The 14,113-nt window shown below is 45.0% G+C and carries 5 protein-coding genes and 1 pseudogene; 5 read left to right on the top strand and 1 reads right to left on the bottom strand.

The window, feature by feature from the left end; all coding sequences use genetic code 11:
* The first annotated feature begins 214 nt into the window (after window positions 1–214).
* The 3 genes and pseudogenes from recC to recD all read left to right on the top strand — a co-directional run bounded on the left by recC (window position 215) and on the right by recD (window position 8,664).
* Window positions 215–3,441: pseudogene (gene recC, locus QUE24_RS12280) on the top strand (exodeoxyribonuclease V subunit gamma).
* The gene (gene recB / locus QUE24_RS12285; protein ID WP_286304113.1) at window positions 3,438–6,923 is read left to right on the top strand and encodes an exodeoxyribonuclease V subunit beta; all 3,486 of its coding nucleotides are present in this window, start codon (window positions 3,438–3,440) and stop codon (window positions 6,921–6,923) included. The pseudogene recC and the gene recB overlap by 4 nt, the downstream one beginning before the upstream one ends.
* Window positions 6,916–8,664, top strand: coding sequence for an exodeoxyribonuclease V subunit alpha (recD, locus tag QUE24_RS12290; protein WP_286304114.1), 1,749 nt, complete (start codon window positions 6,916–6,918; stop codon window positions 8,662–8,664). Before recB ends, recD begins: the two co-directional genes overlap by 8 nt.
* Before the next feature lie 41 nt (window positions 8,665–8,705).
* Here recD and QUE24_RS12295 read toward each other — a convergent pair whose 3' ends face one another.
* Window positions 8,706–9,434, bottom strand: coding sequence for a Crp/Fnr family transcriptional regulator (locus QUE24_RS12295; protein WP_286304115.1), 729 nt, complete (start codon window positions 9,432–9,434; stop codon window positions 8,706–8,708).
* A gap of 448 nt (window positions 9,435–9,882) precedes the next feature.
* Between QUE24_RS12295 and QUE24_RS12300 the strand changes: the two genes are divergently transcribed.
* The gene (locus QUE24_RS12300; protein ID WP_286304116.1) at window positions 9,883–11,535 is read left to right on the top strand and encodes a FecR family protein; all 1,653 of its coding nucleotides are present in this window, start codon (window positions 9,883–9,885) and stop codon (window positions 11,533–11,535) included.
* Window positions 11,536–11,565: 30 nt separating this feature from the next.
* Window positions 11,566–13,998: an EAL domain-containing protein gene (locus QUE24_RS12305; RefSeq protein ID WP_286304117.1), complete on the top strand. Its 2,433-nt coding sequence runs from the start codon at window positions 11,566–11,568 to the stop codon at window positions 13,996–13,998.
* Window positions 13,999–14,113: the final 115 nt, after the last annotated feature.

Consider the following 14,113-nt stretch of genomic DNA (forward strand, 5'->3'; position numbering starts at 1 on the left):
CTTTATGACAATGTTATGAATTTTGGAATTAATGTGAGTTATGACACAAATGAGAAAAATAAAATATGCTAGCGAATATAAATTTTAAGTGTGTATCAATGATGCTTTTGTCGAAAACAATACGATAAGACCAAGTTAAGCAAAGAATCAGAAAAGCAGTTTGTTTCAACTGCAACATCCCGTAATATGTGGCTTTTGACGTGAAGGAATCCACATGCTGAAGATTGTGTACAGTAATGACAGCAGACATCTTGCTGCCTGGCTTGCTGAACAACTTCAGTCTGAACCCCTCAGCCCGTTTGAGCAGGAAAATATTATTGTGCAAAGTAACGAGCTGGCGCGCTGGTTGTCGTTATTTATCGCCAATGAACAAGGCATTGCTGCCAATACCGAGTTCCCTTTTCCTTCGGCCTATATCTGGCGTTTGTTTCGGCAAATCTGGCCCGATATTCCTTTACATTCTCCCTATGCTAAAGCGCCGATTAGCTGGCGTTTATTTGCCATGCTGCCTGAGTTAGCCAATGAGCCCGAGTTTGAGGCGATTGCAGCGTACTTAGGTGAACAAGCCGATGAGTTAAAGCGTTTCCAGTTAGCCGAACGGTTGGCCGATACCTATGACCAATATCTGATGTATCGACCGGACTGGATAGCTGAGTGGGAGCAGGGAGAAAGCGCAAACTGGCAAGGGCATCTATGGCAGAAAATAACGGCTGACGATGCTGAACCCATGCATCGGGCCAGATTGTTAAACCAGCTCAATCAGCTTTTACAAACAGCCACAGAAAAGCCTGCAGGTCTGCCAGAACGACTCAGTATTTTTGGTATTTCTTCGCTGCCACCTGTCTATTTACAGACCTTTGCCCTGATGGCGAAGTTTGTCGATATCACCTTGTTTTATTTATCACCCAGTCAGCATTATTGGGGGATTTGATCGACCCCAAACAGCAACAACGTCAGCAGTTGGAATTGATGCTGGACGACCCCGAACCAGAATTGAATGCGGATGTGGGTCACCCTTTATTGGCAAGCTTAGGCAAACAAGGTCAGGAGTTTTTTCGCCAATGTCAGGACTTGCCTCATGAAGCTGAGACCTGTTTTGTTGAGCCCATACCAGACACCATGCTTGGCATGTTGAAAAGCGATATGTTTGAGCTGGAGGTCGGTGAGCAGCAAGTGGCGAGTGCTGACGATAACTCTATTCTGATTCAGGTCTGTCATAGCCCGATGCGGGAAATGGAAATTTTGCAGGATCAATTGCTGGCTTTATTTGAACAGCACCCTGATTTATCACCCACCGATATTGTGGTGATGACGCCGGATATTGATGTGTATGCACCGTGGATTGAAGCTGTATTCGGAGCAGCTGATCCTGCCCACGCTATTCCCTTTAGTATTGCTGATAGCAGCGGCCAGCAGGAGAGTATTTTACTCAACGCCTGGTTTAGTATTCTGGCTTTGCCACAGTCGCGGTTTGATGTGGAAAGTGTGTTGGCATTACTGGAATGTCCTGCCATCCAGCAACGGTTCCAGCTCGATGAAAATGCCTTATTATGGCTGCGGGAATGGTGTCAGCAAACCCGAATTCGGTGGGGCCATGATGCCAAAGATAAAATGGCATTGGATTTACCTGCTAATGACGCTAACACCTGGCGTGCCGGATTAGACCGTTTATTACTCGGCTATGCGATGCCGCTGACAGAGCAGGGTGAGCCATGGCGTTTGTTTGACGGCCAACTGGCGATGGATGGCATTAGTGGCGATAAAGCCAGAATTGTGGCATCAGTTTCGCAGTTTATTGCGGCACTGGATAACTGGCGACAATGGTTAGCTCAGCCTCGTACACCACAGGATTGGCAACAGCAGCTTAATCTGTGCCTGGATAGTTTTTTTGATGCCGAACATCTGGATGATCCACTGGCAGAACGCGAGCTGATTTCTATTCGTACCCAGCTCGATCGTATGATTGAAAGTACTGAACTGGCCGGATTTGATGAGCCACTTGGCATCAACGTGATCTTAAGCTGGCAGCAATCTCACCTGGAACCGTTGGATAACAGTCATCGTTTTATGGGACATGGTGTCACCTTCTGCGGCATGGTGCCGATGCGTAGCATACCTTTTGATGTGGTCTGCCTGATTGGAATGAACGATGATGTTTTCCCACGCCGTCAACCGAGTTTGGGATTTGATTTACTGGCACATCATCATCGTGAAGGTGATCGTTCTCGCCGTGATGATGATCGGTATCTGTTCCTCGAAGCTTTATTATCAGCTCAGCAAACACTTTATATCAGTTATATCGGTGCCAGCATTACTGATAATGCCGAGATTCCACCATCTGTGTTGATTAGTGATTTACTGGATTATCTGGACGAGCGGTTTATCGATGAGCATGGCCAGTCGGTAATAAATCAGTTAGTGACTCACCACCCATTACAGGCATTTAGCCGTCGTTATTTTGATCCGCAACATAACAAACTGTTTAGTTTTAATGCCTTGCAATGTCCGGTTTCTCAGGCAATAACAGCACCTCAAGACTGGTTTGCAGAGCCGTTGCCAGAAGCGGATGAGTCATGGCGTGATATTAATTTGATGCAACTGAATCAGTTTTTTATGCATCCGGCCCGGTTTCTTTGCCGTGAACGACTGGGTGTCAGATTGGAACTGGATGAAGATGAACTCAGCAGTCGGGAACCCTTTGAATTAAATGGGCTGGAAGTCTGGCAACTGCGGCAGTGGTTATTAGAAAACAAACTGAGTGACACGCCTGATCTGAATATCTCTGAGCTGGTGCAGGCAACGGGCATGTTACCGCAAGGTGAGTTTGGTGATGAGTGGTTGCAACAAGAGGAGCAGAAAGTCGAAGCGTTTCTTGATTCTTTAACGCCATATTTAACTGAGCAGCGTCTTCCTGCTGTGCCATTTGAATTAGAGATTGGCAAATTCACGCTAAGTGGTCAGCTCGATAAGCTGAGTTCATCAGGATTATTACGATACCGTTTATCACGTAAAAAAGGCCGCGATCTGATTAACGGCTGGTTGGAGCATTTGATTCTCAATATTGTTAAACCCGAAGGCGTCACACTGGAAACACAACTGGTGTTTGAAGACGAAGAGATTACCTTTACCCCAGTCATCGATGCTCAGTTTTTATTAGAACATTATCTGAACTTATATTGGCAAGGCTGTCAGCAACCACTGCCTTTGTTTGATAAAACCAGTCTGGCTTATGCCAAACAGGCCTTGAGTGACAAACCGGAAAAAGCCCAGAAAGCCGCTGAACGAACCTGGTCTCCAGCCGGTGAATTTGTGATGGCTGAGCAGGATGATGCCTATTATCAATGCTGTTTTCCTGCTAATCCTCTGGATGAACGCTTTGCCGAAATTGCTTTGCAAGTGTACGAGCCGATTCAACAACACATTGAGGGAGGGCAATTATGAGCGCCCAATTTGATGTGAATACGGTTGAACTCAAAGGCATTAATCTGATTGAAGCCAGTGCTGGCACGGGCAAAACGTTTACGCTGGCAGAGCTTTATTGCCGACTGGTGGTACAACAAAAACTGGAGGTCAGCCAGATTTTGGTAGTGACCTATACCCGTGCAGCGACCGAAGAGTTACGAGGACGTTTACGGGCAAGATTGGTGAGTGAGCGTAAACAGCTTAGCCAACAACAACAGGCGGACCCTCAGGCGATAAAACGTTTGCAACTGGCGATTCAAAGTTTTGATGAAGCCGCTATCTACACCATTCATGGATTTTGTCAGCGAGCCCTACAGGATTTTGCATTTGAGAGCGGCCATTTTTTTGATATGGAAATGGTGGCTGATGAACAAGAGCTTCGACAAGCGGTAGCTGATGATTTCTGGCGTCGCCATATCAGCTCAGCTGATAAAGCCTTTGCTCGATATTTATTACAAAACCGCCAAAATCCGGAAAGCTTATTGCAGTCGGTGAGCAGTGTGATCGGCAAGCCTTATCTTGAAGTCATCCCATTACCTGAGATGGCAACCGAACCATTACAAAGCTTATTTAATGAGCAATTCGATCATGTTCAGTCGCTGTGGTGGCTACAGCGTGAACAAGCTATTGCTGTATTGCAGGACAAAAATTTACTTAACGGTAATAAATATCGTACTGCCAGTGTCAGCAGCTGGATTGCTGAAATGGATAATCTGATGCAGGCCGGAAAACAGGCGGGCTTGTTTGAGAAATTTGCCAAGTTTGGTCATGCCGAACTGACTCAGGCATTAAAAAAAGGTCAGGAGTTACCTGAACTGAGTTTATGGCGGGCATGTGATGCTTTGCTTGATACGGATCAACAATTGCAAACAGCCCGTTTATTACAGCTGCAACAACTACGTCAGCAGTTAGCGGAATATCTGGCGAGTGAGCTACCAAAACGCAAGCAGCAATTAAAACTGCAGGCTTTTGATGATCTGCTGCTTAATTTGCAACAGGCGCTTCACGGACCGCAGGCAGATAAGCTGATTGCTAAAATTCGTGAACAGTTTCAAGCAGCATTGATTGATGAGTTTCAGGATACCGATCCGATTCAATACGATTGTTTTCACACGATTTTTGCAAATACCGAACAGCCCGTGTTTTTTGTCGGCGATCCTAAACAGGCGATTTATAGCTTTCGTGGCGCTGATATTTTTACCTATCTGCAAGCCAAACATGCTGCTAGTAATGAGTTTAATCTGGATACTAACTGGCGATCTCATCCACGTTTAGTGCAGGCCGTTAATCATCTGTTCGAACGCGTGCCACAGCCTTTTTTATATGAAGACATTCCGTTTCTACCGGTCAAGGCTGCACGTCCTGATGAAGCGTGTTTAACCATCACTGGACAAGCCGTGTCGCCCTTATCGTGGGTATGGATGGCATCTGACAAGCCATTTAATGTCAGTGATATGATGCAATACGCGGCAGATATTTCAGCTGATCAGATAGCTGATTTATTAAATCAATCTGCTGCTGGTGAGGTCATGCTGACCGATAAAGATGGCAGTCAGCGTCGCTTGAATGGTGGTGATATTGCTATCTTAGTCAGAAGTCACAAACAAGCGACAACGATTCAACAAGCATTACGTGCTCGTGGTGTGAACAGTGTGCAACAGTCGCGTGACAGTGTGTTTGAAACCCATCAGGCAATAATGTTGGAGCGGGTGTTAATGGCGATTGCTCAACCGAGCAATGATAGTTTGATTGCCACGGCTTTAGCCACGCCACTATTTGCCAAAACGGCGTTGGATATCTATCAGTTACAACAAGACGAACAGCTTTGGTTACAACAAACCGATTTCTTTGTTTCTCTGCATGAGCAGTGGCAGCAAGCCGGATTTATTGTGATGTTTCGTGCCTTAATTGCTGCACTGGATGTGCAGCGTCGCTGGTTAGCGTTGGCGGATGGTGAACGGCAATTAACTAACTTATTGCATTTAGCCGAACTGATTCAGGCGTATGCGACCCGCCGCAATAATACGATGGAAGCCATTTTGATGTGGTTAGCTTCACAGCGTCAGGCGGCGGATAAAAGTGGCGATGCAGCTCAGATTCGTCTGGAAAGTGATGAGCAACTGGTCAAAGTCATTACCATCCACACCAGTAAGGGGCTGGAATACCCCATTGTGTTTTGTCCCTTCCTTTGGCATCAGAGCCAGTTCAATCAGTCACCGACCGTCATGACCTTTCACCGTGAAGACGATAATCAAGCTTGTGTGGCATTTGGTGAACCTGGTTTCTCTGAAGCTCAACCGATTGTGGCTGAAGAACAGCAAGCCGAGGATTTACGCTTACTCTATGTGGCATTGACTCGTGCTCGTGAGCGCTGTGTGATTGTCTGGGCACCAGTGAAAAATGTGCAGCAGAGTGCGTTGTTTCAGCTACTTCATCCCGAGTTAGAGAGTGTTGATGCGGGTCAGATGCAGCAAGATTTGCAAGACATGGTCAACGCACAAAACACGAATATGGATAGGGTGAACTGGGATCTGGAAGCAGCGCCTATCGTCAAACAAGCTGAAACGACAGCAGAGACATTACAGGCCCGAGAGTTTCAGGGACAGATTCAGACACCATGGCATATCGGCAGTTTTACTGGCCTGAGTCATGGCCAGCATATGGAGTTACCAGATCATGACGCACCCTTGCTGCCAGTGGAAACGCCTAGCAGTGAACCACGCCAGGATCGTTTTGGTTTTCCGAAAGGCGCGAATGCGGGGACCTGTTTACATAGCTTATTTGAGCACTGGGATTTCCAGCAGCAGAATGAAGAACTTAGCTTGCTGGTGGATAAAACATTAGGCCAGTTTGGCATTGACACAGAATGGTCTGTCACTGTGTCATCTTGGTTAGAGGCCGTTGTCACCACGTCATTAGATAAGCAAAGCGGATTGACCTTACGTGATATTCAGCCACATCAGCGTTTAGATGAAATGGCATTTTTCTTTCCAGTGACGCATTTAACAACAAAACGTTTAAAAGACACCTTACTGCCATTTGTGGCTGATTATCCAATTCTCAATCCTATCGTGAAGTCATTACATTTCGCTGATTTAAGTGGCTTTATGAAAGGCTTTATCGATCTGGTGTTTGTGCAGGATGGTCGCTTTTATATTGCCGACTATAAATCCAATTGGTTAGGGACGCAGGCAGAAAACTACCAACAAGGGCCATTGGATGAGGCGATGGTGGCACATAGTTATCCATTGCAATATCTGATTTACAGCCTGGCTTTGCATCGTTATTTAAAAACACGATTGCCTGACTATAACCCTGAACAGCATTTTGGTGGAGTGTATTACTTATTCATTCGTGGCATGCATCCTGATTGGGGACAAGCGGGTGTGTATTTTGAGCGGCCATCTTCAGCATTACTTGAGGCACTTGATCTGTGCATGTCTGAGGTAGGCGATGTCTGATTTGCTGAAGTTATTGCGCCAGCACGGTTTAAGCGAATTAGCTTGCCAGTTTGCCGCTTATATTGATCGTAAAGAGCAGGGCATGCGTCCAGTGGTGAGTATCACGGCAGCATTATTATCAGAAGCGATTGCCGAAGGTCATGTTTGTCTGAATTTGCAGCAATTACCGACATTTTGTCAACCACTGAAATCGGTATTACCTGAAAGCGTTGATGACTGGATGGAAATCTTGTCATTAGCCAAAACAGTCGGGCAACCCGGTGATTACACACCGCTGATTTTGACAGAGCAGGGCTTGCTTTACCTTTATCGTTATTATCGTGATGAGCAGGATGTTGCCAGTCTGATTCAACAACGTTTACAGCCTGTGAAGGATATTGATCTTGAACAGCTCAATGAAGATTTAGGCCGATGGACCAGTGTGATTGAAGGTCCAGACTGGCAAAAAATCGCTGTAGCGGTGGCATTAAGCAGACAGTTTGCTGTTATTTCCGGTGGTCCTGGCACGGGTAAAACCACGATAGTATTAAGCATGCTCAATAGTTTGCAGCAGCAATCTCCCGAGCTGCATATTGGTTTGGCTGCACCGACAGGTAAAGCGGCTGCCAGATTGCAGCAATCCATTAGTACGCAGCATGCTTATGAGGTCAAAACGCTGCACCGTTTATTGGGCATTACCGAGCATAACGATCAGGGCCGTTACCATGCTGAACGACCGCTGCCTTTAGATGTGTTAATTATCGATGAAGCCTCAATGATTGATATCAGCTTGATGGCCAAATTAATGCGAGCTTTATCGCCGTCAGCCAGACTGATTTTATTAGGTGACAGTCAGCAACTAGCTTCAGTTGAGTCGGGTGCAGTGCTGGCAAATTTAAGTGAAGGTAAACAAGGGCAGTTCACCGCTGAATTTAGTGAGCAGTTTCCTGAGCTGGAGATTCCAGTGACCGAAACATCAGCGTCATCCACATTGCTTAATAGCTTTGTGCGTCTGCAACACAGTTACCGTTTTGATAAAGACAGTACTATCGGGCAATTAGCTAAACAGGTAAATGAAGGCGATGTGTTAGCGTCACTCGCTTTATTGAATCCAGCAGCTAATGACATTTGGTATGACACGGATGAAAGCCGGCAACAATCACAATTTATAACAGGTTACCAAGCCTTTATCGACGCGGTTGAGTCTAAGCAAACTCCGCAAACGGTCGTAAAAGCGTTTGATTCATTCAGAATTTTGGCCGCCTTAAAACAAGGGCCACAATCGGTGTTATCGGTTAATCGCTTGTTGATGAGATTGTTAGCCCAACGCGGCTGGCGAACCAGCTTACCGTTTTATGCTGGCAGACCGATCATGATCACCCAAAACGATTACCGGCAACGGCTGTTTAATGGCGATACCGGTATTATTTTGTATGACGATAGCGGCCAGCTCCGCGCCTGTTTTTGTTTTGATGAGGAAGTGCGTTGGGTCCCGATTAACCGTCTTCCAGCTCATGAAACCGCATTTGCCATGACGGTGCATAAAAGCCAGGGCTCAGAGTTTGATAGCGTCAGTATTTTATTACCGGATGAAATCAGCCCTATTCTTAACCGTGAACTGCTGTACACCGCCATTACCCGAGCCAAACAACAGGTGTTTATTCTGAGTAAAGAAGGCACGCTGCGTCACACCATTCAAATCAGACATCAGCGCGAGAGTGGTTTAAATAAACAATTAAAGCATGCTGATGATGGCGTTTAGAAAATGCGTGCTTCAATGCTGTTCTGGTTGGTGTTAGCTACTTATTTCCACTCAGGTGACGTTTCCAGATAGCCACTATCAAAACTTGATAATTTTATCAGGCCATCAAGGTCATTTATCACTATATGACCCTGTTTATTATCAATTAATCCTAAATCACGTAAGTGTTTTAAGGTACGGCTGACATGAACAGAGGAGATACCGAGCGTGTCGCCAATCAGACTTTGATTAATGGGCAGATGAAAATCACAAGCACATGATCCCAGCCGCATTTTCATTTCCACCAGAAAATGAGCCAGACGCTCAGGTGCATTTCGCCTGCTGATATTGACGATTCTTTCAATTAACATGGCTTGCTCTCTGGCCATGATGGTGAAGAAAATTTTAGCCAGCTTAGGCGATTGTTCAAAAATTTTCATCAGTGATTGTTTAGGAAATGGATGCGCTTTCAGCCTCGTTAACGCACGAAACTCTGTGAATGAGTTTTTCAACCCAATTTCTTGTAAGCCGATAATTTGTCCTGGCAGGAAAATGTCCAACACCTGTCTTTGTCCATCAGCCAGGGTTTTGATAGCACATGCCAGACCTGACTGGAGTGTATAGAAATAATTGTTGTACTTACCTTTACGTGTCAGTTCTTCACCGGCTTGAAATTCACGTTCATTATTTTCTAGTGTCATCAGTAAGTTGACTTCATCTTCCGTTAAATCAACCACCCGTTCAAATTGATGAACGATACAACTCCGTACATTACCAAAAGCTAGATCCATTAAAACTCACATGAAAAATGTTAAATGAAAGCACTACTTCCCTCGGAAATGGGGGAAAGCATGTCTCCTATAATTATCATTCATAAATTGCTAAGCGTTTTAGATGAACGATGAAATAAATATCAATCATCAAAAATTCACACCAACCTTGGGGTAAAGTGACTGATGATTATCAAGGACGCCAAGATATGGCTATTTGAATGCTCCGTCTTTAACAATTGTTAAATTGATAGAAAATTGTTGAAAAAATCGGAAATTATCTGTGAGATGCAGGGCATTTTATCTTTACAGACAGAGATGAGACCTAGTCACGCAAAGGCTTAAGCTCAGTTCATCATCTCGTTTTATAAGACACACCTGATTTTTTTAGGAAAACAGTGTTTTTGTATTTAAGCAGAGTGCTAGTATATAGTTCAAAAGACAAATCTATTTGAACTTGGGACTCTCGATGAAACAGTCATGTCTTAGTGTTTACCGCTTTATCTGTTTAACCATTATCTGGTTGCTGTGTTCAAGTAGTGCTTATGCTCAGGATTGGATTTATACCGTTGTTGACGGTGACAACCTCTGGAATCTAAGCGAACAACATCTTGATAAAGTCACCCGGTTTGAACAGTTACGCAAACTGAATAATATTGAGAATCCCAAACATTTACAGCCTGGCACCAGGATCCGTGTGCCACTAGCCTGGATTCGCAGCAATCCGGTTGCTGCAAAAATTATCTCCATTAACGGCAGCGCTGAAATTCAACGTGCCAGAAGCTCGACAACGGAGCCAGCAAAAGTCGGATCGTTAATGCAGCTTGGTGATCAGCTATCGACAGAGGATGACAGTAGTGTGGCTATCGAGTTTGCCGATAAGTCAGTGTTGTCACTTCATGAGAATAGTCTTGTGCATTTTGATCATTTAAGTGCTCATGGTGTCACCGGCATGGTCGACTCCAGATTGAACTTGTTAAAAGGCCGTATGGACACAAAAGTCACGCCTGCTGTGGGGCCTGGTTCACGATTTGAAATTGAAACACCCTCTGCTATTAGTGCTGTTCGAGGTACGGTTTACCGAGCATTGGTGATGGATAATGGCGATAAGTCGAATATAGAAGTCTTACACGGGAAGGTCGCTGTTTCAGGCGCCAACAAGCAATTACTGGTGAACAAAGGTTATGGAACCCAAGTCGCCACTGGTCAACCACCTTTGCCGCCAAAAGCACTTTTACCTGCCCCCATTTTTGAGCCAATTCCTGACACCATCACTGAAATCAATTGGCGATTAGCCTGGTCAGAAGTTGCTGGGGCAAAAGCCTATCGAGTTGAAGTGGCGACAGAAAATGATTTTGACACCTTGGTTTGGGAAGGCATCACTGAATACAATCGTGCTGCTTTTCCCGATCTGCTCGATGGCCACTACGCTGTCCGCGTTCGTGCCATTGACTCACTGGGGCTTGAGGGCATTAATCAGCAGGCCATGATTCAGCTTAATGCTCAGCCACAACCACCGATTGCATTGAAACCTGTAGATCATCAGGTTTTCCGTGAGCAGCCGCCCAGCTTACAATGGACAGCAGCGGATAATGCTAAAGCCTATCGCCTTGAAATCGCAGCCGATGACAAGTTCACCCAGCCGCTATTGGACAAAACGCTCACTGATTCAGAATTTGATGCTGCCTCTTTATCAGCATTGGGTCATTACTACTGGCGTTTATCCAGTATTGCTAGTGACGGTGAAGTTGGGCCTGTCGGACCAGCACGTTCGTATCAAATCAAACCGATTCCTGAAAAAGTTGAAGCGGCTGTCTCGGCAGAAGAGAGTGGTCAGTTAGTCGCTAGCTGGAATGTTGGGATGGGCCAACCCAATTATCGTGTGCAAATTGCAAATGATAAGGCATTCAATGACATCATTATTGATGAAACAATTGATAAAGCTGAATATGCATTTGAACCGTTTGAGGGGGATGAACGCTATCTTCGTGTCAAGAGTATTGAGCAGGATGGCTACGAAGGACCATGGGGTTCGACACAAACTATCCAGCCTCTACCTGAAGAACCAGTGAACTACTGGCCTTTGGGTTTGTGGACTATCTTTACCATTATTCTTATCTAATATTGTGAGGCTTTCTGACTCTCATCGTAGTTGGATTATTGGCTCATTTTTAGTTCTTTTTTTGTTGCAGCAGGGTTTTTCTTATCTGAGAAAAAAACACTGCAACGATTAGACTTGCTGATTTACGACGTGATGCTGCCTTTGCATTCACCGAAAATGAGTGAGCAAATTGTGATTATTGCTATTGATGATGCCAGCATACGGGCATTAGGAAGGTGGCCTTGGTCGCGTCACCAGCATGCGAAATTACTCCAAGAACTTCAAAAAATGTCGCCAAAAGCTATTGGCATTGATTTGATCTTTTCTGAGCCTGAAATCAATAGTAATGCTGATCAGTCTCTCGCTCAGGCTATGCTTCAGAATCAACACACGGTGCTAGTGGTGGCGCCCATCAAAGAAACCTCTGATTCTCTGATTGTTGAACGTTTACCCATTCCCTTATTAGCGTCAGCCGCAGCGGCTCTGGGCCATGTTGATGTGGAATTAGATATTGATGGTACTAATCGTCATTTTTATTTATATGCAGGATTGGGTAATCCCCACTGGCCCAATGTTGCGTTGGCTATGCTTAAAGTAGGGGAGGATGCGGGTGATTATGGTTCACCAAGTCAGCCCCTGAGTGAGTACTCGGTAGCAGGTTGGGTACGAAGCCATAAAATGATGTTGTCATTTACTTCCGCTGACAATCTCGCCAAACGTATTTCTTTCAAAGATGTGCTGGAGGGGCGTGTCGACCCAGAGCTTATCAGGGGCAAGTATGTATTAATTGGCGCAACATCAGCAGGCATCGGTGACATGATTTCAACACCAGCCAGTCGTTCTCATCAACGTATGCCAGGGGTTGAGATTATTTCTCAGGAGATGAATACACTTTTACAAGATTCACACTTGTATGAGTTATCCTCCTCCATGCAGTCCGGCTTAACCATACTGCTGATTATAGTAAGTGTGGGTGCTATCGTCCTGTCACCACTACGATATTCATTGATAACAGCCGTTTGTAGCCTCATCTTTATTCTCAGTTGTTCCTTGTTTTTATTGTTGGTTTACAAACTATGGTTTGCTCCAGCGACAGCATTCATTTTGACAGCCATCGCCTGGCCGTTATGGACTGTCTGGCAAAACCGTATGTCGGATCGTTTTATTGAAAAACTGATTGTTCAGTTAGATGCACAAGCTAGACAGCATATTATTACCGGCTTACCCAATCACATTACGTTGCAGGAAGAGCTATACAAACTAGGCACGCTCGACCAACCGGCCAAATTAACCGCTTTGATCATTATTCATGTGAATAAGCATGAATCAGCGATAAGTGTGATTCACCGTGCAATTGGTGACTCCTTACTGGTAGTAATAGCCGACCGTATTAAAGCGGCTGTAGGAGATGATGTCTTTGTAGCGCATTTAGAAGAAGACGATTTTGCAATTTTACTCTCTGGACAAAGCGATCTTGCCTCTATTCAACAATCAGCGAATGCTTTATTAGCTCAAATTCAAACCCCTTTTCATTACCTGGATGAAGAAATTGTGCTGTCGCCGAATATGGGTATCAGTGTCTGGCCAATGGATAGCAGAGATAGCTCGGAACTACTTCGCAAAGCCTTCACTGCGATGTTTAAATCCAGAATGGATGAGTCTTTACCGATTTGTCTCTACACGGCCGATATCGGTGAAGAAATACAAGCCCGAGTCGAGCTGGAAAAAGCGATGACAGGGGCATTAGAGAGGAACGAATTCCAACTCTGCTATCAACCCCAAGTGGAAGCCAGCTCAGGAAAGATAATCGGAGCAGAAGCCTTACTACGCTGGCATAGTCCAGACTTAGGACCAATTGGACCTGAGACTTTTATACCGGTTGCAGAACAGTCAGGATTGATTAATTCGCTGGGTGAATTCGTCCTTAGAAAAGCCTGTGACGATCTTAAGCTGATGAAAGAAGCCGGACTGGAACATATACGCATTGCTGTGAATTTATCACCATTACAGTTTGCCAATATGTCGCTTGCTGATGATATTGCCGAGATATTAAAAAGCAGCCATATTGAGCCCTCAAGACTGGAGCTTGAAGTCACTGAAAGCACGCTGATGCGAAATATGAATACCGCTGTAGAAGCGATGATGAATATTAAAAAACATGGTATGAGTTTGGCGATTGATGACTTTGGTACAGGTTACTCGTCACTCAAACACCTACAACTGTTTCCTCTGGACTGCTTGAAAATCGACAAGTGTTTCACTCGTGATATTGAAGATAAAAGTTCACTTGAAATTACCTTGTCGGTTATTGACCTGGCTAAACGGCTCAATCTTCGCATTATTGCTGAAGGGGTTGAGACAGATGCCCAGGCAAAATTCTTCCGTCTGCATCGCTGTGATGAGTTGCAAGGCTATTTATTCAGTAAACCGATTCCGGCGCAAGCGTTGATTGAACTGATGAAAGAGCAAGCTGAGGTTGCTTAGTCAGACAGAGGTGTTTTAAGCGACTCCATATGTTTTGTAGTCCATGATTTTATGGATATGTTCGGCGTTTGTTTTGATTTCTATGCTCACTTCTTTTTTCCTCTGAACCATTCTG

The organism is Methylophaga marina (genome assembly GCF_030296755.1).
GTDB lineage: Bacteria > Pseudomonadota > Gammaproteobacteria > Nitrosococcales > Methylophagaceae > Methylophaga > Methylophaga marina.

Bases quoted from the DNA above. Each gene is read 5' to 3' on its own strand.
- recB (WP_286304113.1), top strand. From the start codon at position 3,438: ATGAGCGCCCAATTTGATGTGAATACGGTTGAACTCAAAGGCATTAAT.
- QUE24_RS12300 (WP_286304116.1), top strand. From the start codon at position 9,883: ATGAAACAGTCATGTCTTAGTGTTTACCGCTTTATCTGTTTAACCATT.
- recD (WP_286304114.1), top strand. From the start codon at position 6,916: ATGTCTGATTTGCTGAAGTTATTGCGCCAGCACGGTTTAAGCGAATTA.
- QUE24_RS12295 (WP_286304115.1), bottom strand. From the start codon at position 9,434: ATGGATCTAGCTTTTGGTAATGTACGGAGTTGTATCGTTCATCAATTT.